Source organism: Roseomonas aeriglobus (assembly GCA_016937575.1).
GTDB lineage: Bacteria > Pseudomonadota > Alphaproteobacteria > Sphingomonadales > Sphingomonadaceae > Sphingomonas > Sphingomonas aerigloba.
Map to the genome: position 1 here is coordinate 3,151,101 of JAFHKN010000002.1, position 19,355 is coordinate 3,170,455.

The window sequence follows — 19,355 nt, forward strand, 5'->3', positions numbered from 1 at the left end:
ATATCCCGCCTCACGCCAAGGGCGCAGTCCGGGCCGGCGATCGGGTCCTCACCTGCGCCCGAATCCGTCAGGGCAGCAGCTGCGTGTTGTGGTGAATCTCAGCCGCCACCGTGTCGGCGGGTTCGCCCAGCAGCCGCGACAGGATGGAGGCGGATGCGCCCCGATGGTCGGGCAGAAAGCGCAAGTCCATCCCGGCCTCCGCAAATCGCCGCGCATCATAGAGCGATCGCCCGCCCGGCGAATTGACATAGGTGCGCGCGCCGAGCGCTCGGGCAACCGCGATCACGCGATCCTCGCCGGTCAGATGCGGGGGCAGGTCCATTGCCGACAGTCGCTCGACCCGCCACGGCAGCCCCAGCGCAGTGGCGGCGCGGCGCAGGAGCTCCTCGATATAGAGGCTCGGCCGCTGTGTCGTGTCCAGCAGCGCATCGATCAGCCCGGCCGGATCGGACGATCGATCGCGCAACTGCGGAAAGGCTGCGAACTGCGCGATCAGGCGTTCGCGCGCATCGGGCAGGAACGCCAGCTGGTCGATCGGCGTGTGCAACCCGGCCTTCGCCAGGGGCATGCGGATCCAGCGAAGATCGCCGTTCGCATCGGGCAGCCGGTTGCGGTGGACATAGCCTTCGCGTGGAAACTGCACCGAATCATAGATGACGAACGTATCGGCTGCGGCCAGCAGCCGGAAATAGCCGGCATAGGGAATGAAATAGGGCTGCATGATCGCGACCACAGGCCCTGCCGCGGCGCTGCCGCCGCTCCGGTGCGCGATCCGATCCCGTTCCTCGATCGTCACGCGGCGCCGCGTCGCGGCGCGCGATAGGCGAAGGCGGACAGTTCATACAGGCCATAGTCGGAGCGGAAAGCGATGTGTCGCGTGACGTCCGCCGTCAGGAACGAGGCGACCTCGTCGAAGCTCCAGTGGAACAGGTCGTCACGTTCCCAATCGACGTGACGGCTCATGACGTTGAACACGACGCCGATGCGCGCGGCGGCGAAGGCGGCGCGAATAAGTTTCTTGGCGAAGTCGATCATCGCATCGCGCGATAACGTGGTCTTCAGCGTCAGGACGCCGTTGATGATGACGTAATCCACGCTGAGCGGGGGCAGCGGATCGGCGATGACGTCCCGCACGTCGAACCGCGCATCGGGCCAGCGGTTTCGGGCGGCATCGACCATATGCTCCGAAAGGTCGATACCGTGATAGTCGATGGTGGGACGACCGGGCGTGCGGGCGATATGGTCGAGGATCAGCCCCGGCCCGCAACCGAGATCGAGGACGCTCGGCACCGCCGGGCCGGACGGCGGCACGTCGATGATCGACAGCATGACGTCGAATCGGACGGCGAGGTCGGCTGCGTTGGGCCAATCCACCCCGCGATGATCGGCACCAAACCTCGCCAGACATTTTTCATAATGGGCGATTAGCGATGTCAGATCCGGCGTCATCTCCGCATCTATCCAGAAACGCCGCCCGTTTTCCAACCCTGTCGGTAGTTCTCTCGACGGAGCGCCGATCCCGCGACGGTTGCGCAGCGAACCGCCCGCACCGAGAGCCGCGTCAGCGGCGGGTGCCGGACCTTCCGTCTGTGGGAGATACCGCGTCGGGAAAATGGTGCCCCACAGGAGACAAAGCTGGGCACTCGAATCATTGGGAAATTTCTGTTGCGCGTGCCTGAAAATCAGCATGCCCTGACTCGCCGCTTTGGGTATTTTCTAGCGATGATCAACAAGTCTTAAGCCTAGAAGGCGGCGGGCAGTAGAAGTTTATGCCGCCTCGACGACGACGCCGCTCAATCTTGCGCACCATCCCGATCGCGTCGAAATCAGTGACAAAAGGTATCAGTTTAATTCAACAACGGTCGCTTCGTAATTGTGCTTCACGTGATCGGCTTCGACCGTCGGATCAGCCAGCCGTGCGCTGGCCCACGCCCGCAATCCGCTTCGCGCCCTCGCACTAGTCACCCGCTTCACGAACACGAAAGCACTGGGGCGCTCGTCGCACGGCGGCACGCCAGCGCCGCGGTTGCGGCAGCGGGTTCCGATCATGCCAGCACCAACGATGCCGCCATCGCGTGTGTGGACCATAGCAGCCTTGTCCTCGCAGTTATGCGGGCGACAGGTCGCGATGAAGCGGTCGCCACCGGGTAGTATTCGCTCCTCCTCGACACCGCCGCTGATCCCGAGCGCGAACTGCCGCGCCAGCGTGTCGTCGAAGTAGATCGGCTGGCGGCGCTCGCCGAAGAAAGCCCGGATGGCCTGTTCGGATGGCGGATGAGCCGACCGGGTCGTAGTGCGGGCCATCGGCGCCGTGGTCGCCAACATGCCGCCCGCACAGCACGCGATTAAAAGCCTCAACCCGACCTTCATCGTAAAGCCTCCATCGCGGCCTTTCGCTCGTCCCGCTCGATCCACCATTGCAATGCGAAACTGATAGTCATCGCAACGACGAACAACGCCACTGTCCAGCCTTCCCGCACCAGCGGTGACAGCACGAACCCCGTCTCGAAGACTTTGAAGACCAGCCGTCCGGCGCACACGATCGCAACGATCCGGCTCCAGGCGAAGAGGCCATCGAGCAGGGTCAATTTTATCCCGGACCGGGCCGGGCGGATGAGCGCCCAGACGAGCACGACGACCGGGGCTGCGGCCGTGGCGGTTGTCCCCGCCGACTGGGATATGTTCGCGGCCGCCAGACGGCCGGCGATCAGCGGAATGGCGATCCAGACGGCCATGACCATCACCAATCGGGAAAGCATCACCCTGCCCGCAGCGTTGCCGATGAAGAAGCCCACCAACAGGGGCATCACACTGCCTCCGCCGGTCAGAATGCCGAGCGTCGAGCAGGTGGCGCCTTCGCATCGACGACCGCCCTCACCGTCTGCCGCCGCTGCCGATCGACGCCTTCGCCATATCGCAGCCAAAGCGACTGCGTCGGATAGGACACGGACAGGTTCGGCAACGATGCAGACGACATGATCGTACACTCAACATCGCCAGCCGTGCACCACCGCGGCTCATGCCCCGCCGGCTGAAGAGTGGCCTTGCCATATTTAGCGACGACTTGGGCGCGAAACGCTTCGGCCGGCTGTCCTTCCTGCGGCACACTTAGATAGACTACCGCGGCCAGCGAACCCGCCGGCCATTGCGCGAAGTCGATCGTCAGATACTCGCGGCCCGGGCCATGAGCCACGATCTTCGACACGCCCCTGGGCTTGATTCGCAGGAGACCGGCGCCCTTCAGACGAACGTTGACCTCCGATGCCACCTCCTGCTCGAAATCCTGTGTCTCGTCGGTGCGTTCGATCACATATCCAGCACGAGCCAATGCCGACCGCGCCTCTGCAGCGGACATACCCAACTTCACCCCGGCGACGTCCATCGTCGCTGGGCCCGTCCGTGGCAGATCTGGTCGCTCCATAGCGGCCGACGCCTGCACCGGACTTGTCGCCGCCGCGGTCAGCGCCATCAAAACGTGCATCACCATCGGATCCAGCCTCCCCGTTCGCGGGCGCCGCACCGGCGGCGTCGCTTCGTTGATCGAGGCGACGCCGGCCTTGGTGACCGGATGTTCGAAACTCGCCGTGGACGAGCGCACGGACCTTTAGCCGGGAGGCCTGGACATGCGTCCGTGCCACCCGGTCTCAAGGAGACCGGCGGTCTTGCGACCGATCCATCGGCGAGGTTTCGACGCCTCGGCCCACCTGCTGGTGGGCATGACGACGGTAGGACGGGCTTTCCGTGAAGCCAAGCCAAATCAGGTCGTCGGCTGGCTACACGCGGCATCAGAACTTTAACTTTTGGTGAGGTAGCTTGGCGGGGTCCATCGTCCGGTGGACCGGGGCGTCGAAACCCCGCCGATGGTAAAGAACGGCGCGCCTGCTGGCACGCCGGTCGTCGTCCGGCGCCAAAGTGCTGGGGCCTTTACGTCTGCGGAAGATCGCCGTCCTGCAACGGGGGGGCAAAACGTGAAGACGACCATCAATCTCAGGACAGCGACCGCCATCGCCACCGCCACCATGCTTGCCGCGTGTGGTGGCGGTGGCGGCGTCGCGTCGAACGGTTCGACGGCTCCCCCGGTCGCAGCGCCCGCCCCCACGCCAAGTCCTTCTCCGGCACCAGCCACTGCGCCATCGCCCGGCTACACGCCGACCGCCGAATACACGGCTTCGAAGCCGCTCGTCGGCATGAAGGCGCAGGCGGCCTATGGTAAGGGCCTGACCGGCAAAGGCGTGACCATCGCCGTCATCGACAGCGGCATCGATCTGACCAACCCCGAGTTCGCGGGCCGCATCTCCGCCGATAGCAAGTCGTTCGACGCGACCTATGCCCGCTGTGCCACATGTGCGCCCGAGACGATCTCCTTCGGGCTGCAGGACGTTCAGGGCCATGGCACGGGAACGGCGTCGGTGGCCGCGGCCGCCGCAAACGGCTCTGGTATTCAGGGCGTCGCGCCAGGCGCCACCATCCTTGCGCTGAAAGTCGCGGGTCCGAACCTCGACGCAGTCACGCCGACATCGACACTCACCGAGGGCGGTTTGAACGGGAGCGCCATTCCAGCCGCCCTGAACCATGGTGTCGACAAGGATGCTTTCGTCGTCACCATGTCGATCAATGGCAGCCTGGCTCCTGGCGCTGCGACCGAAGCCCGAAACGCGATGGACCGAGTTAGGACCAGCAACATGCTGGTTGTCGAATCCGTCCGCAACTTCAGCGGCGACAGTCATTCGGGCCAGATCAGCGAAAGCCTCGTCGGCACAAATCTCGCCAACAAGGACTGGTTCCTTTTCGGGATCCGCGTCAGTTCGAACCTTCAGGCTCATCCCGACAACGGCAGCCCCGGCGCTCTCGCAGACCGCACCCTCGCCGTCGTCGCGGACGGCGTAGAAGTGACCAGGATCGGCGGTGGCACAGAAATGGTGACCGGCAACAGCCTCGCTGCGCCGGCAATAGCGGGCGCAGCCGCGCTCCTCAAGGAATACTGGCCGCAGCTAGGGTCAGGACCCATTGATGTGGGAGGCGCGATCTGATTCAGGCTCCGTGAGGAGAGAGTGGATGAGCGACCTGTACTGGCTGACGGATGAGCAGATGGCGCGTCTGCAACCGTTCTTTCCCAAGAGCCATGGCAAGCCTCGGGTCGATGATCGGCGGGTGCTCAGCGGCATCATTTTCGTCAATCGCAACGGGCTACGCTGGTGTGATGCACCGAAGGACTATGGGCCGCACAAGACGCTCTACAATCGCTGGAAGCGGTGGAGCGAGAGGGGTATTTTCCTGCGAATGATGGAAGGTCTCGCGGCAGCGGAGGCCGTGCCGAAGACCGTCATGATCGACGCGACCTACCTGAAGGCACACCGCACGGCATCGAGTCTGCGGGTAAAAAAGGGGATCTCGGCCGTCTGATCGGCCGCACGAAAGGCGGCATGAACACCAAACTGCACGCCGTCAGCGATGCGGACGGGCGGCCCTTGAGCTTCTTCATGACCGCCGGGCAGGTCAGCGACTACACCGGCGCGGCAGCCTTGCTCGACGATCTGCCGAAAGCACAGTGGCTGCTTGGCGACCGTGGTTATGATGCCGATTGGTTCAGAGACGCCCTGGAAGCCAAAGGCATCCAGCCCTGCATCCCGGGCCGCAGATCGCGCAACGAGCCGGTCAGATACGACAAGCGCCGCTACCGGCGCCGCAGCCGCATCGAGATCATGTTCGGCCGTCTGAAGGATTGGCGCCGCGTCGCAACTCGCTACGACCGCTGCCCAACCGTCTTCTTCTCTGCCGTCGCCCTCGCGGCCACCGTCATCTTCTGGCTATGACCAATGAGTCCTGACCCTAGGCGGCAAGGAGATCAGCCGCATCCTGCTCGATACCGCGAAGGATCTGGGCGCGCCCGGCGTCGATCAGATTTACGGCGTCGGCCTGCTCGATCTGGAAAACGCCTTGAAGCCCAAGACCGCCTCGGTCCCAGATGCCGCGTACGCCGCCGCCTCGACCGCTGCCCGATCCCTGATTTTCTCCGGTGCTTTCGGGTCCAGCGACGGCGCGGCGCGCTGGGCCGGGTTCGCGGGGCAGACTGTGGCGATCGACCAATACGGCCGCGACTTTGCCGTCGATATCGGCGCTGCGGGCCATGCTCGTCCGGCGCAAGCCTTCTCGCTCTATGGCAAGTTGGCCGCGCCAACAACGGCGTGGGCACCCGTCCCGCTTAATCAAGCAGGAGTAATGACATGGAGCGATCGCAACGTCGGTCCATACGCCGACGCCGTGACCGGGCCGCGAGCTTTCGGCTTCAGGGCATCGGAGCATGTGGTCGTCAGCGGTCAGGTCGGCGGCGCCATTGAGACGAGCGGACTGGTTACGGGATCGCTGCTCCGACCGCTCGGCATCGCTACGTACGGATCGACCTTCGCCATCCAATCAGGTCGTTGGACGCTGGCTACCTCCCACGCGGCACAACAACGCCGCGGTGCAATTTCTCGTACACAACGCGCGGTGCTCACGACTCCCATCGGCGTGGCGCTGGGCGTCACGATCGCCCGCGAAAACGGGTCGGCGCTTGGGTTTACCGGTATTGGGGACTACGCGATCCGTGGAGCGGACAGCACATTCGCGTCGGTGAGCTGGAACGGCAAGCTCGCCGGGTTCCGGCTGACCGCAGAAGCGATTGCCGGACGCACGATCGTCGATGCCCGCATTGCTCGGCTCGCATTTGAGCCTATCCTCTCGACCGGTTTCCGGTTGCAAGCCGATCACCGGCTGCTGGCTGGATTTACCTCGTTAGGCCTCACGGCGCCTTTGCGTGTCGATCGCGCTCCCGTGTCGTTCACCGCCCCAAGTGGCTTCGATCTGTCGACGCTCGCACTCACCGACGTAGTTCGCCAATTCGACCTCGCCCCGAACGCGCACGAGCTCGACCTGGAGCTGGGCTGGGCCAAAGACGTGCACCAAACACGGGTGGCGGTAGGCGCTGCCTACGGCGCGAACGCCGGCAACCAGCGCGGCACAACCAACGCAGCAGCGTGGATGCGGCTATCCATCGCATTCTGATGCATCCGCATATCAGCGGTGGCTGTAACGGCCTTCCGCTTCAGCATTAAGGAACGCATTTTCTTCTGAAAATCAGGTATCGATCGCGTCAAAGCGACAAGCAACTATTCAGCCGCGCACATCGAACTTGCTATGCGAAGGTCAACAATATCATTCATACTCGGCTTAAATTTTGACGATGAGCTAGGGCTGGTAGAACTTACCAATGTTTAATCAGACTTAGATTCAGTCGTTTAAACATTACGAAGCGGCACTCGAAACCTGCCGCTCGTTCAGCGTTACCGCCGGCCGCTTACCCGTCCCCTCCTTACCTTGGCGACGACCCAGTCTGCGTCGTCAGGTGCGACATATCCGCCCACCGACTTCAGACATCTATTAATGTTGCTTAGAGAGCAAATGGATGCCCTTCTATCTTATCTTGAAACGGCGGGGTCTATGGGGAGAGCTCGAGAAGATCGGTTGCTACTGGTGGCTTACTGGACGAACCAACTACCAGCGGCCGGCCTGCTTCACGGGGACGTCGATACAGCGAAGACACATCTGATCGAAGCGGCCGAATGACGTCCCGCCGAGATGATCCTCCCCCTAGGGTCAGGACTCATTGGTCATAGCCAGAAGATGACGGTGGCCGCGAGGGCGACGGCAGAGAAGAAGACGGTTGGGCAGCGGTCGTAGCGAGTTGCGACGCGGCGCCAATCCTTCAGACGGCCGAACATGATCTCGATGCGGCTGCGGCGCCGGTAGCGGCGCTTGTCGTATCTGACCGGCTCGTTGCGCGATCTGCGGCCCGGGATGCAGGGCTGGATGCCTTTGGCTTCCAGGGCGTCTCTGAACCAATCGGCATCATAACCACGGTCGCCAAGCAGCCACTGTGCTTTCGGCAGATCGTCGAGCAAGGCTGCCGCGCCGGTGTAGTCGCTGACCTGCCCGGCGGTCATGAAGAAGCTCAAGGGCCGCCCGTCCGCATCGCTGACGGCGTGCAGTTTGGTGTTCATGCCGCCTTTCGTGCGGCCGATCAGACGGCCGAGATCCCCTTTTTTACCCGCAGACTCGATGCCGTGCGGTGTGCCTTCAGGTAGGTCGCGTCGATCATGACGGTCTTCGGCACGGCCTCCGCTGCCGCGAGACCTTCCATCATTCGCAGGAAAATACCCCTCTCGCTCCACCGCTTCCAGCGATTGTAGAGCGTCTTGTGCGGCCCATAGTCCTTCGGTGCATCACACCAGCGTAGCCCGTTGCGATTGACGAAAATGATGCCGCTGAGCACCCGCCGATCATCGACCCGAGGCTTGCCATGGCTCTTGGGAAAGAACGGTTGCAGACGCGCCATCTGCTCATCCGTCAGCCAGTACAGGTCGCTCATCCACTCTCTCCTCACGGAGCCTGAATCAGATCGCGCCTCCCACATCAATGGGTCCTGACCCTAACCAGCGTGCTGTTGTCACATGCCGTGATATCCAGCGGGCCGAGCGATACAAGTCTCAACGACCAACCGCTATTGTCATCGATGATAATAGCGGCTATTGAGGCTGGGACTGACCCGATCTCATCGGAGCGACCGAATGTCCGAAGACAGCAGAAGCCACTCGTGCGCCTTCGAGGTTGTGGCATCCGACATCGATCACATGGGCCACGTCAACAATACGGTTTACCTGCGCTGGGTTCAGGAGGCGGTGATCGCGTTCTGGCAGCAGGTTGCGCCGGCGGACGTCGTGCGCGCCACGGCCTGGGTCGCCGTTAAGCACGAGATAACGTACCGCTGCCCCGCATTTCTCGATCAGCGCGTCGAAGTCGTGACGGAGCCAGAGTGTGTGGTCGGCGCGAAGGGTCATTTTGCGGCGACTATTCGACGCGGTGAAACGATACTGGCCGAAGTCCGAAGCGTGTGGTGCAGCATCGACGCGACCTCGTTACGACCTATCCGTCTCGCCAAGGAACTAAGGGAACGCCTCTTTCCATCGGCAGGCGTGGAGCGCCGGGTCATCGCTTCTACTTAGCGTGGACGACGCATTCGCCGGCGGGCGGCCAGCTATTTTCCCCGCACCGACTGCCGCCTGCGTCCGGACGGCACAAACTAATTCCTTAGGCTGCTTCTCTGTCTCCCGGTGAAAAGCTTTCCGGATTCTGGATTGAGCTCGGGCATTTGAGATTTTAGGTATGACTTTAGTAGATTTTGGGTCGAAGCGTCGACGTCGGCAGCCAGACGAACTGCGTAGCGAGGCTATAGGGGCGGCGCGAGAAATATTACTTAAGGATGGACCTGCATCTATTACGCTTCAAAGCGTAGCCGCCGCGCTTGGAATGGCGCACGGCAGTATCACGCATCACTTTGGAACGGCCGCGAACCTTCAGGCCGCAGTCGCCGACGAGCTAATTGGGCAACTGCTGGCAGGGGTAAGAAGTGGCGCGTGTGCTCTGAAGACGGGCACGATCGACGAGGCCGACCTGGTCGATCTTGTTTTCGACGTATTTGAGGAGACAGGCGTCGGGAGGTTGATTGGGTGGCTCGCCGCCTACGACAGCCCGCTGCTGCAGCCGATGTTCGAACGCTTCGGCCGGCTTTCCGCGGAGATAGCTGGAGATCAGGTGGAAGGCTCGGCTTTTATGGAAGCCGAACTTCCGGTCATCATCGAAAACGTCGTGACGGCCGCGCTCAGTTCTGCGTTGATCGGCGCTGACCTTCTCAAAGCGCTCGATCTCGGATCTAGCCACACGCGGGAGAGGGTCGCCGTCAATCTGGCAGCGCAGCGGTCAAAGCGCTTCTCGAAATCATCCCGCTGATTTCTTTATATCAGACAGAAACCCGAATTATCGAAATTATAAAAGGAGAGGGCTCCAATGGGCAGTCCACGATTACTCGATACGGTTGCTGCTGAAGCCTATTCCTATCCGCTTCTGATCCGGCGACTTCTTCCTCAGCCGGCGTCAACCGGACACGAGATCGTCAGCGATGGACGCCGGTTCTCTTACCCTGAGTTCATCGTCCGCGTGCATCGTCTTGCGTCAGGTCTGCACCAGATTGGCGTTCGCGCCGGCGACACGGTCGCGGTGATGGATTGGGATAGCCACCGCTATCTGGAATGCTATTTCGCGATACCTATGCTGGGGGCGATCCTGCAGACCGTAAACGTGCGATTGGCGCCTGATACGATCGCTTTCACGCTGCGACAGAGCGGGGCCACCACTCTCCTCAATCACCGCGATTTCCAGCCGTTGGTGGATTCGCTGCTTCAAGCGTTGAATATCCCACGCGTTGTGACCTTCGGTGACGCGGCGACGTCCGACGAGTTCGAAGCATTGATCGAAAGCAGCGATCCGGATTTCGCGTTCGAGGATTTCGACGAGAACGCTATCGCGACCACCTTCCACACGACCGGTACCACCGGCGATCCGAAGCAGGTCTTCTTCTCACACCGCCAACTCGTGCTGCACACGCTGGCTGCCGCCACGACGATCGCCAACCAGCCCCCTGGGCAGAATGTTGTTCGTAGCGACGTCTACATGCCGATCACGCCCATGTTTCACGTTCACGCGTGGGGTATGCCGTTTGTCGCGACAATGCTCGGGATGAAGCAGGTCTATCCCGGCCGATATGATCCTGGCGTACTCATCGCGTTGAAGAACGCCGAGAAGGTGACCTACTCGCATTGTGTTCCGACGATTCTGCGCATGCTGATCGACGCAGCGCGTGCCGCCGACGTTTATCTCGGCCCGTGGACCATGATGATCGGTGGTTCGGCTCTGCCCGAAGCGCTGGCGGAAGAGGCGGAGCAGGTCGGCATCATGGCACTTGCCGGATATGGCATGTCTGAAACCGGCCCCGTCGTGACGCTTGCGCGAAGTCTGCCTGAAGATCCGGTCGCCGTTCGCTGCCGAGCCGGTATACCGCTCCCATTGGTCGATGTTGCTGTCGATCGTGAGCGTGCAGGTGAATTGACGCTTCGAGCACCCTGGCTGACGCAAGGCTATTCAAGACAGGAGGCGTCCGACGCGCTTTGGGAGGGCGGACGGCTGCACACCGGGGACATCGCCGAGATCGATCCAGACGGCGGTGTTCGCATCGTCGATCGGTTGAAGGACGTTATCAAGACCGGCGGGGAGTGGGTTTCGTCGTTGGAGGTCGAATCGCTTCTCATGGACGCCGTGGGCGTTGCCGAGGCGGCAGTCGTCGGTGTTCCCGATGCACGCTGGGGCGAACGGCCGATCGCCTTTGTCGTCTGCGTGCCCGGCTCCGATATCACGTCAGACAGCTTGCGAGAGCACGTCACTGCCCATGCGCAAACCGGCGCAATCTCGCGCTATGCCGTCCCGGACGTTGTTCATTTCTGCCCGGCGTTGCCGAAGACGAGCGTCGGCAAAATCGACAAAAAGGCGCTTCGCCAGAGCATTACGGAGCAAGCATGATCCGTTCGCGACTTTCGCTGAGCCGGCACCTTGTCGCGGCCGTCGCCTGCGGCATCGTTTCCACTGCGGCAGTGGGCCAATCAGCGAACCCGGCCGATCCGGTAAACCTGGATTTTGCCCAAGCGCAAACGCAATTGCTCGACCGGTCGGACGCGATCGTGGCATCTGACGCAAATGTCCGGAGCAAGGCGGCGCAAGAAGGAGCGACACGCACGCTTCATCGGCCGGACGTCGATTTCGAGGCTCAACTTCTGGAATATCAGAAGACGCTTTACCTGCCGCTCGGCTCGCTCGCGCCGGTCGCGGAGCGGTTTGGCATCAGCGATCCCTTGCGATTTCAGGTTCAGCGCAGAAGCACGCGCCCGATCGCGTCCGCGACCCTGCCGATCTACACCGGCGGACAAATCCGCGGTACGGAGGATGGCGCACGCGCACAGATGGCGCAGGCGGAAGCTGACCGAAACATCACGGTGAACGATCAGCTCGTGCAGCTCGTTCGCTATTACTTCGGCCAACAGCTTGCCGAGCGCGCTCTCGCCGTGCGGCGCGATGTTCTAGATGGGCTCGAGCGTCACGTCGCGGATGCGATCAAGCTCGAGCAAGCGCGATTCATCAGCCGCGCACAGCGCCTGCAGGCCGAGGTTGCGCGAGATGAGGCACGCGCGGAATATGAAAAGGCAATAGCCGACCTTGAAACGGCGAACGCGGCACTTGCCGGATTACTGCGCGAGTCCTCAGGGGTGCGACCGATCACCCCGCTATTTGTGATTTCACGGCCCTTACCGGCGGTCGGGACTTTCCAGTCCGCTGCAATGGCGAATCATCCACAACTGGCCCGACTGAGCGCACTCGAGGCGCAAGCTCAGGCCGGTGTTACGCTGCAGCAGGCAAAGCAGCGTCCGACCGTCTACGGTTTTGGCCAATATAACTTCGATCGGCGCAACACGCTGCTCACTGACCCCGACTGGGCGATCGGTGTCGGCTTGCGGTACAAGCTCGCGGGCGGTCTCGGCCGTCGCCAGGCAGTTGAGGCCGCCCGCGCCACGCAGGAGCAGGCGCGCGCCGGTGTTCGGGAAGGGCGGACGCAAATCGAAATCGGCGTGATGAAAGCGTGGAACGACGTCGAGGCCGCGCGGAAGCGGTATCTTCTCCTCGATACCTCTCTCACTTCATCTGCTGAAAATTTGCGGTTGCAGACGCTCTCCTATCGCGAGCAACAGTCGACCTCTCTCGACGTGATCGACGCACAGCTGTCTCTTGGACGCGTGCGCGTCCAGCGCGCGCAAGCAGCGAACGAATATGTCCAAGCACTCGCACAGCTCCTGAACATCAGTGGACAGATCGGCGATATGCCGCGGTATGTCGCTCAAGCCGACAAGGTGATTCCATGACCAACGCTATTGTCGACGACGATCCGGCGGAGACCCCGCCCCGCACCCGCCGAAAGGTGATGCCGGGCCTGATACTTCTCGCAGTTGCCATCGCGATCGGTGCGGGACTGTGGCTCAGCTACCGTCCGGCACCCGGCTTGATCCAGGGGATGGTCGACGCGCGGGAGATACGAATTACCAGCAAGGTTACGGGTCGCGTCGCCGCCTTCAACGTCGAGGAGGGACAGGCCGTTCAGGCTGGTCAGCTTCTCTACACGATCTCCAGCCCCGAAGTCGCAGCCAAGCAGCAGCAGGTTGGCGGCGTCCTCGAGGCTGCACAGGCGACGCAGGACAAGGCGGACGCCGGTGCGCGCCCGGAAGACATCCGGGCAGCGGAAGCACAATGGCGGCGCGCGCAGGCCGCTGCAAATTTGGCGCAGGACACCAGCGCGCGAACGCAGCGACTTTACGCACAGGGCGTGGTCGCCGGTCAGAAAGCGGATGAAGCCAGGACCAATGCCGTCGCGTCGACCGAAGCCGCAAAGGCGGCGCGCGCGCAATATGATCAGGCGCTTGCCGGCGCGCGACCGCAGGACAGAGCCGCGGCGGGCGGCCAAGTACGGCAGGCCCGCGGTGCCGTCGCGGAAGTACAGGCGGCGGCCGCGGAAACGCGGATTGTCGCACCCGCCGCGGGCGAGATTGGGAAGCGCCTGGCGCAGCCCGGCGAACTCGTTCCGCAGGGTTTTCCCGTCTTCATGCTGACGGACGTCGCGAACGCGTGGGTGACGCTCAACGTCCGAGAGGATCAGTTGAACGGCCTGCGGCGGGGACGACAACTGGTTGGCATGGTGCCGGCACTTGGTGAACGGCGCGTGACGTTTCGGGTCACGTACATGGCACCCGCGGGCGAGTTCGCGACGTGGCGGGCAACCCGGCAGTCGAGCGGGTTCGACGTGAAGAGCTTTGAGGTGCGCGTGATGCCGACACAGCGCGTCGACGGGCTCCGTCCCGGAATGACGGTCCTGTTCGACTGGCCCCAATGATGGTGTCCGCGTTGCTCGATGGTCTACGTCGGGAACTAACATTCCTTCGCGGTAGCTTTTGGGATCTATCACTCATCACGTGGATCCCGCTGGTCCTTCTTGGCACGGTTGCCATACAGATGTCTGCGGGTGTCATGCGCGACCTTCCGATCATCGTAATTGATCGCGACGGTGGAATAATTGCTCGCGAACTCACCCGTCGGCTGGATGCTGCACCCGGCTTGTCGGTTGCCGAAGAGGCCCCGAGCATGACAATCGCAGAAGACGGCGTGCGGTCACGCAAAGCCTTCGCGATCGTTCTGATTGATCGCGACACGACCAAGACCGTTCTGCAAGGCGGAACTGCCCAGGTCGTCGCCCTGTATAACGCCAGCTATTCGACACCGGCGGGTTCTGTGCTTCGAGATGTTGGTAGCGTGGTCCAGAGCTATGGCGCCGTTCTCGGTTTGGAAGAAAGCGCCGCCATACTCGGCCCAGCACGCGTTCGAAGGCCTCCCCTGTCGATCCGCTCGACGATCCTATTCAATCCGCAAGGAAGCTACGAACTGCAGCTGGTCGCGCTGATTCAACCCGCGGTTCTGCATCTTATCTTCATGAACGCGATCACCGGCGCCTTAGGGCGCGAGCTTCGCGACGGGTCGATCGGGTCGTGGATTGGGGAGCGTCCCGCCGGGTTTGCAGCTTGGGCCGTTTTTGGGAAATTGCTGCCCTATTTTTGCGTCTTCATGGCGTGGGGCGTAGCCGCGACAGCGTACATCGCGGGATTGAGAGGCTGGCCAATTGCAGGAAGCCCGTTGCTTATCTTCGTCGGCTACGCCGCGATGTATCTCGCCTACATCGGCGTCGCTGTCCTGTTCGTAGGTCTGACGCTAACGATGGGCACCGCATTATCTGCGGCCGGTCTTTATGCCGGTGCGTCATTCGCGTTCGCGGGGGCGGTCTTCCCGGTCGAATCGGCGTCCGCTTTTGCCCGCGTCTGGAGCGCCCTGCTACCTTACACATCCTTTGCCAAATTACTGTCCGAACAATGGGTGATGGGTTCGGCCGCCGGACAGTCGATGCGTCAGGTGTTGATCATGCTGATCTTCTTGGTCGTCGGGATCGCGGTGGGGCTCCCACGTTACGTCGCCGCAGCTAAGCGGCCGGCCACATGGGGTCGGCGATGATTAGGGACGGGTTCGTCGGGGTGTTCCGCGCCATTGCTGCTGATCGCGCGGCCCTGCTGTTGCTGGTCGGCTCGGCGATTCTCTATTCGTTCTTTTACCCCGCAGCCTATTCGGGCGAGGTAGTCACGAGGTTGCCGATCGTCGTCGTTGATCTCGACCATACGGGGTCAAGCCGTTCGCTGCTCGGTAAGTTGCCATCGCTTCAACAAGCCGCGCTCGTCGGAGGTCTCGGCTCCCCGCAGGAAGCGTTTGAGTGGATCAAGGAGCGCCGCGCGGACGCGGCCATCGTCATCCCCGAAGGCTACGAACGCCATATCCTCCGCGGAGGGCAGGGAACGATCGCGCTCTACGGAAACGGGGCCTACCTCCTTCGCAGCAGCACATCGCTCGGTAGCATTGCTTCCGCGATCGCCGTCGTCGGGCGCGAAGCCGGGCTGGATCAGGCGGTGGCGGCGGGTGCACCGGCGCCGGCGCCCCTTGCGCTCGTCCAGCGACCACTTTTCAACACGCGTGAAGGCTATGGCAGCACGGTTGTCCCCGGGGTCACGTTCCTGATCATTCACCAGACGCTGCTGATGGGGCTAGCCTTGCTCGCGGGAACGATAAGGGAGCAGCACGGACGCCGACGATTCAACCCTGGTGAACTGCTCGGGATCGCACTTGCCTTCCTTGTCATCGGGCTATGCGATGTTGCCTATTACACGGGGTTCGTCTTCTGGTTTCAGGATTATCCCCGGGCCCAAGCCAGCCCGATTACCCTGACCATCGCCGCGATCACCTTCGTCTCAGCCACCATCGCTGGCGCGCTTGCACTCGCTAGTTTCTTCAAGACCCGCGAGCGTCCTGTTCAGCTCTGGATCGTGACGTCATTGCCGATCTTCTTTTTGTCCGGACTTTCCTGGCCTGCCGAGGCGACCCCGGCGTGGCTCGCCTATGTTGCGCGACTCCTGCCGACGACCGCGGGAATTCATTTGATGGTTGGCATCAACCAGATGGGCGCCTCCCTGCGCCAGATGCACCTTGAGATTGCGAACCTTCTCGTTCTGACGCTGATATACGGCGCGATTGCCTACGCCCGATTTGTATCAGCGCGACAATCGATCGAGTGAAATCTTCTCGATCACCGAGATCGCAGCCTGTCTACAGCTGATTTTTGACTGGTCCTGATGCAAGGCGCCCCAGACATTCTTTGATAGGCGCAAAAACAAGCCTCTTAGTTCGGTTGTAAAGTCTTTACAGCGCGACTCAAGGACGGCGCATTGTCGCCGACATCACGACCCTCTGACGGCACCGCCGCTGCTTTTAAAAAGCGATCGACCCCTGCACCTTGATGTCCACGCATCAACAATTGCTCGTGCAGGAGTATGGAATATGACAAACGAACCGCAGCGCAGCCGGGCCGTCTTCTCGACTGAAGACTTCAGTCTCATGAAAGAGGCGGTCGCCAACTACGTCCGTCAGATCGCCGACGATCCGCGTTCGTCGAAGTTCTCCAACCTCTATCATCGGCTTGGCCGGCTCGGCTGATCTCGGCACCTCGAAATTAGGGGTTACGGGGTGGAATCCCCGTGCCGCCCAAACCCGTCTTCGTCATTAAGGATCGTCGCCCGTGACCTACCACGACAATATCGCATCCACCGCTCAACTGATCGCCGGCCATAACGGCACCTGGGACGGCATCGACGCAGAGGCGGTCGCGCGCATGCGGCTGCAGAACCGCTTCAACACGGGTCTCGACATCGCCAAGTACACCGCCGGCGTCATGCGTCGCGACATGGCGGCCTATGATGCCGATCCGGCCGCCTACACGCAGTCGCTGGGCTGCTGGCACGGTTTTATCGGGCAGCAGAAGCTCATCAGCATCAAGAAGCACTTCGGCACGACCAAGGGGCGCTATCTTTATCTTTCCGGCTGGATGGTCGCAGCGCTGCGCTCCGACTTCGGCCCCCTTCCCGACCAGTCGATGCACGAGAAGACGAGCGTGCCCGCGTTGATCGAAGAGCTCTACACCTTCCTCAAGCAGGCTGACGCGCGGGAATTGGGAATGATGTTTCGCGAACTCGACCGGGCGCGCGAAAGCCGCAACGAGATCGAGGCGCATCGTCTGATTCACGCCATCGACACTTATGAGACGCATGTCGTGCCGATCATCGCCGATATCGATGCGGGCTTCGGCAATGCCGAGGCGACGTACCTGCTCGCGAAGAAGATGATCGAGGCCGGCGCCTGCGCGCTGCAGATCGAGAATCAGGTCAGCGACGAGAAACAGTGCGGGCATCAGGATGGCAAGGTCACCGTGCCGCATGAGGACTTCCTCGCAAAGGTCCACGCCTGCCGCTACGCCTTTCTCGAACTGGGCGTCGACGACGGCATCATAGTGACGCGCACTGACTCGCTCGGCGCTGGCCTCACGAAGCAAATCGCCTTCTCGAGGGAGCCGGGCGACATCGGTGACCAGTACAACGCCTTCCTCGATTGCGAGGAAGTGACCGACCTAGCGAACCTGCGCGGCGACGTGGTAATCGAGCGCGACGGAAAGCTCGTCCGTCCGAAGCGGCTGCCGAGCAACCTGTTCCAGTTCCGCGAGGGCACGGGCGCGGACCGCTGCGTTCTCGACTGCATCACCAGCCTGCAGAGCGGCGCGGACCTGCTGTGGATCGAAACCGAGAAGCCGCACATCGAGCAGATCGCTGGAATGGTCGACCGGATCCGCGAGGTGGTTCCGAACGCGAAGCTCGTCTACAATAACTCGCCCAGTTTCAACTGGACGCTCAACTTTCGTCAGCAGGTCTACGACCGCTGGGTCGAAGAGGGGCGCGATGTCGGCGATTACGATCGTGCGCGACTGATGAGCGTCGACTATGACGAAACCGCGCTGGCGCTGGAGGCCGACGAGCGCATCCGGACCTTCCAGAAGGACGCCGCGGCGCGCGCCGGCATCTTCCACCATCTCATCACGCTGCCGACCTACCACACCGCCGCACTGTCGACCGACAATCTGGCAAAGGAGTATTTCGGCGAGGCGGGGATGCTCGGTTACGTCAAGGGCGTGCAGCGCGAGGAAATTCGCCAGGGCATAGCATGCGTCAAACATCAGAACATGTCCGGCTCGGACATCGGCGACGATCACAAGGAATATTTCGCCGGCGAGGCTGCGCTGAAGGCAGGCGGCGCCCACAATACGATGAATCAGTTCGCTGCCTGATCGAAAGTTCGGCGCCTTGCGGTCGGCTTCATGCTTGTCGCAGGGCGCCGAATCGCTGCTCCGATCACGGCGTATGTTTACAGAAACGACCCGTTCGCTCGCATAGGAACGATGAGCGGGTAGCCGATAGATTGCCGAGCTAGCAGTCCCGTCGCCGGCTGACGTTAGTCTTACGCGACATATCCAAGCCCAAAGTGGTCGCCTCCGGCGTCACGTGGAAAGACCGACTTTAAGTAACGAGTCGATCTCCGCATCCGGATGTAGCATGCCGCAGATCAATCCCAGAGTAATGTAAAGCACTTTATGCAAAGCCGAACGATTATTCCTGCCCAACGCCGAAGCTAGGAAATGGATGCGGATATCATCCAAGGGCGCGCACGAAAGCAAGTCTATTTGCACGGGCACCTGTCTGCAGTATCTTCGTCTTCATCCAGTTCGCTAACCGTCCGCGCAGCGGACCAATCGACGTTAGGCAGATGCACCGGATATCGACTTGATCTCCATGAAGTCGGCTAGGCCGAACTTGCCGCCTTCGCGACCATTGCCGCTCTGCTTGTAGCCGCCAAACGGCCCGCCGATGCCGCCCGACCAACTGTTGATTGTCACCATACCCGCCCGTAGCTGCCGCGCGACCCGGGCGCCCTCCACCGGATCGCCCGAGATGGTGGCAGAAAGGCCGAACCGCGTGTCATTGGCAAGTCTCACTGCTTCGGCCTCGTCTTCGTAGGCAGTGATCGTCGCTACGGGGCCAAACGTCTCTTCACGCCAGATCCGCATTTCGGGTGTAACGTCGGCGAAAACCGTTGGTCGGACATAATAGCCCGTGTGCCGTTCATTAGGGCGCCCCAGGCCACCGGTTAGCAGCGTGGCACCCTCGTCGATCGCGGATTGGATCAGATCCTGAATCCTGTCATATTGCGCCTTATTGACTACCGGGCCGATGTGGTGCCCCATCTCAGCGGGGTCCCCCTCTTCGACGGCCTCCATGATCTTAGTCACGAGGCTGGTCGCCTCGGCAAGCTGGCTCGTGTGAACAAGAAGGCGAGTGGGCGCGATGCAGCTTTGGCCGGTGTTGGCGACCACGCCCTGTAATGTCGGGGGAAGTACCTGCGCTAGGGTCAGG

19 protein-coding genes are annotated in these 19,355 nt (G+C 62.0%); 12 read left to right on the forward strand and 7 right to left on the reverse strand.

What is annotated here, in order from left to right; all coding sequences use genetic code 11:
- Positions 1–67 precede the first annotated feature (67 nt).
- The 5 genes from JW805_15385 to JW805_15405 all read right to left on the reverse strand — a co-directional run bounded on the left by JW805_15385 (position 68) and on the right by JW805_15405 (position 3,598).
- Entirely contained in the window at positions 68–796 is a 729-nt protein-coding gene (locus tag JW805_15385; protein MBN2973391.1) for a WbqC family protein, read from the reverse strand.
- On the reverse strand, positions 793–1,449 hold the full coding sequence (locus tag JW805_15390; GenBank protein ID MBN2973392.1) for a class I SAM-dependent methyltransferase: 657 nt from the start codon (positions 1,447–1,449) through the stop codon (positions 793–795). The genes JW805_15385 and JW805_15390 overlap by 4 nt, the downstream gene beginning before the upstream one ends.
- Before the next feature lie 393 nt (positions 1,450–1,842).
- Positions 1,843–2,304: a hypothetical protein gene (locus tag JW805_15395; GenBank protein MBN2973393.1), complete on the reverse strand. Its 462-nt coding sequence runs from the start codon at positions 2,302–2,304 to the stop codon at positions 1,843–1,845.
- A 62-nt stretch (positions 2,305–2,366) separates the two neighbouring features.
- Entirely contained in the window at positions 2,367–2,798 is a 432-nt protein-coding gene (locus tag JW805_15400) for a hypothetical protein (protein MBN2973394.1), read from the reverse strand.
- A gap of 26 nt (positions 2,799–2,824) precedes the next feature.
- Positions 2,825–3,598 (reverse strand): hypothetical protein, encoded by a 774-nt coding sequence (locus tag JW805_15405; GenBank protein MBN2973395.1) that lies wholly within the window; start codon positions 3,596–3,598, stop codon positions 2,825–2,827.
- 370 nt (positions 3,599–3,968) lie between these two features.
- Between JW805_15405 and JW805_15410 the strand changes: the two genes are divergently transcribed.
- From JW805_15410 to JW805_15420, 3 genes are all read left to right on the forward strand, one after another.
- Positions 3,969–5,030, forward strand: a complete 1,062-nt coding sequence (locus tag JW805_15410) for a S8 family serine peptidase (protein ID MBN2973396.1) — start codon at positions 3,969–3,971, stop codon at positions 5,028–5,030.
- Positions 5,031–5,055: 25 nt separating this feature from the next.
- Positions 5,056–5,813, forward strand: a protein-coding gene (locus JW805_15415; protein ID MBN2973397.1) for an IS5 family transposase whose coding sequence is annotated in 2 segments (ribosomal slippage) — positions 5,056–5,377 and positions 5,377–5,813 — 759 coding nt in all. Because the reading frame shifts where the segments join, the coding sequence is not laid out codon by codon here.
- 124 nt (positions 5,814–5,937) lie between these two features.
- Positions 5,938–7,044: a hypothetical protein gene (locus tag JW805_15420; protein MBN2973398.1), complete on the forward strand. Its 1,107-nt coding sequence runs from the start codon at positions 5,938–5,940 to the stop codon at positions 7,042–7,044.
- Positions 7,045–7,649: 605 nt separating this feature from the next.
- On the opposite strand, the gene JW805_15425 is transcribed toward JW805_15420, so the two are convergent.
- Positions 7,650–8,407, reverse strand: a protein-coding gene (locus JW805_15425; GenBank protein ID MBN2973399.1) for an IS5 family transposase whose coding sequence is annotated in 2 segments (ribosomal slippage) — positions 7,650–8,086 and positions 8,086–8,407 — 759 coding nt in all. Because the reading frame shifts where the segments join, the coding sequence is not laid out codon by codon here.
- Positions 8,408–8,606: 199 nt separating this feature from the next.
- Between JW805_15425 and JW805_15430 the strand changes: the two genes are divergently transcribed.
- The 9 genes from JW805_15430 to JW805_15470 all read left to right on the forward strand — a co-directional run bounded on the left by JW805_15430 (position 8,607) and on the right by JW805_15470 (position 18,232).
- Entirely contained in the window at positions 8,607–9,041 is a 435-nt protein-coding gene (locus tag JW805_15430; protein ID MBN2973400.1) for an acyl-CoA thioesterase, read from the forward strand.
- A 160-nt stretch (positions 9,042–9,201) separates the two neighbouring features.
- Positions 9,202–9,825 carry a TetR/AcrR family transcriptional regulator gene (locus JW805_15435; protein MBN2973401.1) on the forward strand — a complete coding sequence of 208 codons (624 nt, stop codon included), beginning with the start codon at positions 9,202–9,204 and terminating at the stop codon, positions 9,823–9,825.
- 57 nt (positions 9,826–9,882) lie between these two features.
- Complete coding sequence (locus JW805_15440; GenBank protein MBN2973402.1) at positions 9,883–11,448, forward strand: long-chain-fatty-acid--CoA ligase; 1,566 nt, start codon at positions 9,883–9,885, stop codon at positions 11,446–11,448.
- Positions 11,445–12,839: a TolC family protein gene (locus tag JW805_15445; GenBank protein ID MBN2973403.1), complete on the forward strand. Its 1,395-nt coding sequence runs from the start codon at positions 11,445–11,447 to the stop codon at positions 12,837–12,839. The genes JW805_15440 and JW805_15445 overlap by 4 nt, the downstream gene beginning before the upstream one ends.
- A complete protein-coding gene (locus JW805_15450) occupies positions 12,836–13,861 on the forward strand; it encodes an efflux RND transporter periplasmic adaptor subunit (GenBank protein ID MBN2973404.1) in 1,026 nt (341 codons plus the stop codon). Before JW805_15445 ends, JW805_15450 begins: the two co-directional genes overlap by 4 nt.
- Positions 13,858–15,027, forward strand: coding sequence for an ABC transporter permease (locus JW805_15455; protein MBN2973405.1), 1,170 nt, complete (start codon positions 13,858–13,860; stop codon positions 15,025–15,027). The genes JW805_15450 and JW805_15455 overlap by 4 nt, the downstream gene beginning before the upstream one ends.
- Positions 15,012–16,136, forward strand: coding sequence for an ABC transporter permease (locus JW805_15460; protein ID MBN2973406.1), 1,125 nt, complete (start codon positions 15,012–15,014; stop codon positions 16,134–16,136). Before JW805_15455 ends, JW805_15460 begins: the two co-directional genes overlap by 16 nt.
- A 262-nt stretch (positions 16,137–16,398) precedes the next feature.
- The gene (locus tag JW805_15465; protein ID MBN2973407.1) at positions 16,399–16,554 is read left to right on the forward strand and encodes a hypothetical protein; all 156 of its coding nucleotides are present in this window, start codon (positions 16,399–16,401) and stop codon (positions 16,552–16,554) included.
- Positions 16,555–16,636: 82 nt separating this feature from the next.
- Positions 16,637–18,232, forward strand: coding sequence for an isocitrate lyase (locus JW805_15470; protein ID MBN2973408.1), 1,596 nt, complete (start codon positions 16,637–16,639; stop codon positions 18,230–18,232).
- 468 nt (positions 18,233–18,700) lie between these two features.
- Here the strand turns inward: JW805_15470 and JW805_15475 are convergent, their stop codons facing one another.
- A complete protein-coding gene (locus JW805_15475) occupies positions 18,701–19,315 on the reverse strand; it encodes an aldehyde dehydrogenase family protein (GenBank protein ID MBN2973409.1) in 615 nt (204 codons plus the stop codon).
- Positions 19,316–19,355: the final 40 nt, after the last annotated feature.

Excerpts from the sequence above, each read along its gene's own strand:
- JW805_15430 (MBN2973400.1), top strand. The coding sequence starts at position 8,607 with ATGTCCGAAGACAGCAGAAGCCACTCGTGCGCCTTCGAGGTTGTGGCA.
- JW805_15455 (MBN2973405.1), top strand. The coding sequence starts at position 13,858 with ATGATGGTGTCCGCGTTGCTCGATGGTCTACGTCGGGAACTAACATTC.
- JW805_15435 (MBN2973401.1), top strand. The coding sequence starts at position 9,202 with ATGACTTTAGTAGATTTTGGGTCGAAGCGTCGACGTCGGCAGCCAGAC.
- JW805_15465 (MBN2973407.1), top strand. The coding sequence starts at position 16,399 with ATGACAAACGAACCGCAGCGCAGCCGGGCCGTCTTCTCGACTGAAGAC.
- JW805_15390 (MBN2973392.1), bottom strand. The coding sequence starts at position 1,449 with ATGACGCCGGATCTGACATCGCTAATCGCCCATTATGAAAAATGTCTG.
- JW805_15395 (MBN2973393.1), bottom strand. The coding sequence starts at position 2,304 with ATGGCCCGCACTACGACCCGGTCGGCTCATCCGCCATCCGAACAGGCC.
- JW805_15460 (MBN2973406.1), top strand. The coding sequence starts at position 15,012 with ATGGGGTCGGCGATGATTAGGGACGGGTTCGTCGGGGTGTTCCGCGCC.
- JW805_15440 (MBN2973402.1), top strand. The coding sequence starts at position 9,883 with ATGGGCAGTCCACGATTACTCGATACGGTTGCTGCTGAAGCCTATTCC.
- JW805_15450 (MBN2973404.1), top strand. The coding sequence starts at position 12,836 with ATGACCAACGCTATTGTCGACGACGATCCGGCGGAGACCCCGCCCCGC.
- JW805_15445 (MBN2973403.1), top strand. The coding sequence starts at position 11,445 with ATGATCCGTTCGCGACTTTCGCTGAGCCGGCACCTTGTCGCGGCCGTC.